This window comes from Lysinibacillus sp. FW301-JW8 (assembly GCF_058788755.1).
In genome coordinates, this window is record NZ_JBYTBB010000141.1 from 1 (window position 1) to 2,232 (window position 2,232).

The 2,232-nt window shown below is 39.7% G+C and carries 3 protein-coding genes; all 3 read left to right on the forward strand.

The window, feature by feature from the left end:
* Nucleotides 1-83: 83 nt before the first annotated feature.
* The gene (locus tag AC3WOM_RS26615; RefSeq protein ID WP_427550220.1) at nt 84-278 is read left to right on the forward strand and encodes a hypothetical protein; all 195 of its coding nucleotides are present in this window, start codon (nt 84-86) and stop codon (nt 276-278) included.
* Nucleotides 275-628, forward strand: a complete 354-nt coding sequence (gene tnpB / locus AC3WOM_RS26620; protein WP_427550222.1) for an IS66 family insertion sequence element accessory protein TnpB — start codon at nt 275-277, stop codon at nt 626-628. Before AC3WOM_RS26615 ends, tnpB begins: the two co-directional genes overlap by 4 nt.
* Before the next feature lie 60 nt (nt 629-688).
* A partial coding sequence (gene tnpC, locus AC3WOM_RS26625; protein WP_492449192.1) for an IS66 family transposase occupies nt 689-2,232 on the forward strand: 1,544 nt, incomplete at its 3' end.

The following is a 2,232-nucleotide window of genomic DNA, read 5'->3' on the forward strand; positions in this document are numbered from 1 at the left end:
GTAAGCCCGTATTCAAATAACGCATATAATCACGTAGCACCTCTCGGTACTATAAAGGTATCAATTAAAGGAGGTGCCTTTCATTGCCACAGCAAAAATTAACGATTATCCCCATCACATTATATCCCGAACTTAATAATTCCCCTGTAGCCAACTCAACACAAGACTCACACATTAATACATGTACGATTAAAACAGCAAAGGTAGAAATTTCTTTCTGTAATGGCGTAGATGAGCACATTATCCAAAGTGTGATGAGGGAGTTGAAACTACTGTGAAACACGATTTTACTAACGTGAAAAATATCTACATCGTTTGTGGAAAGACGGATATGCGTAAAGGCATTGATGGCTTAGCTACACTGATTCAAGATTCTTTCGAACTGGATCCTTATGGCGATTCGATTTTCCTGTTTTGCGGCCTGAGTAAAGATCGATACAAATGTTTGTATTTTGATGGGGATGGATTCGCTTTACTCTATAAACGCTTAGATGGCGGACAACTCCAATGGCCGAAAGATGAAAATGAAGTACGGAACCTTTCGCAACAAGAGCTTCGCTGGCTTCTAGAAGGTTTATCGCTACAGCAGCCAAAGGCAATTCAAAAAACACCAAAAGGTGTATTCTAAATTCACTTTCTTAAATGGTATAATATGAGAATCTTATACGAACGGAAAGTGGTGAATGTTTTGGTGAACGCTTCTTTTAACAACGAGAAATTAATTAAACTTCTTGAAGAACAGCTTGATTATATGAAGCAACAAAACAAAGACTTATCTAAACAGATTGAATCGCTAACTGAACAAGTACGCTATTTAACAAAACTTTTATACGGATCAAAAACCGAGAAATCAAAATACACTGCACCAGATGGACAAGGATCATTATTTGATGATGATCAGTCTTTTAGTGATTCTGAGCACACAGAAGAACAAAGCACGGCGACGATTACGTACACCGTTGTCCGTAAACTACATAAGAAGAAACGGAATGATTCTTTTCGTGACGGGATTGAAGTAGAAGAAATTCACCATCATCCCACCAACACACAATGTGACTGTTGCCTTGGTCAAATGACTGAAGCTGGTACAACGATTGCGCGTGAAGAAGCAAAATTCATTCCGGCAAAAATGATGCGCATCCAGCATATTGAACATGCCTATGAGTGTAAGCACTGTAAAATGGATGCCGCAAAAAAAGCACAAATGAAACGTGGAAAAGCCCCACAAGCTACTATTCAGCGAAGCATTGCAGGACCAACTGTTTTAGCAAAGCTTATTTATGATAAGTTTATTCAGTATTTACCTCTTTACCGTCAGGTAAAGGAGTGGGAACGATATGGCCTACTTACGAATGATAAGAATCTATCAAACTGGGTTATTCGTGCTTCAGAAGATTGGCTTTTACCGATTTATGAACAGATGAAGCAGATGTTAACGATGAAATCAGTGCTGCATGTGGACGAAACGTATGCGCAAATTATCAATCGGTCAGACGGAAAATCAGGACAATCGAATGCCTACAATTGGGTGTTCCGAAGCGTGCCAAGCCAAGGACCAATCATCGTTCTTTTTCATAGTGCATTATCGAGAAGTCGTTCTGTACTAGTAGAATTTACAAAAGGCTTTAAAGGAATGGTGATTTGTGATGGTTACTCGGCATACGGTAATCTTCCTGATGTCACGTTCGCTAACTGTTGGGCGCATGTGAGACGATATTGGCTGAAAGTCGATAGCAAAAACGGACAAATTGGCGTAGATTTCTGTGATCAATTGTATCGCCTAGAACGTCAATTTAAGCACCTTTCACCAGGTAAACGCCGAAAAGCACGCCAAAAGCATTCGAAGCCGATTGTAGAGAAATTCTTAAAATGGGTCGATGAATCGCCTTTCTTCGGAAAAAATGCCTTAGCTAAAGCTGCCGAATACACATTAAATCGTGTTCATGGATTAAAAGCTTTTCTGTTCGATGGTCGAATTGAGATGGATAATAATCCAGCCGAAAATGCGATTCGTCCAAATGTGATTGGTCGCAAGAACTGGCTTTTTTCTGTGAGTGAAGCCGGTGCTAAAGCAAATGCCATCTGTTTGAGTTTAGCAGAAACAGCCAAAACAAACGGCATTGATTTCTATCAGTACCTTGTAAAGCTATTAACGGAGCTACCAAATTTACCGATTCAACAACAGCCAGAGATCTTACAAGATTACATGCCTTGGTCGAAAAATATCCAAGC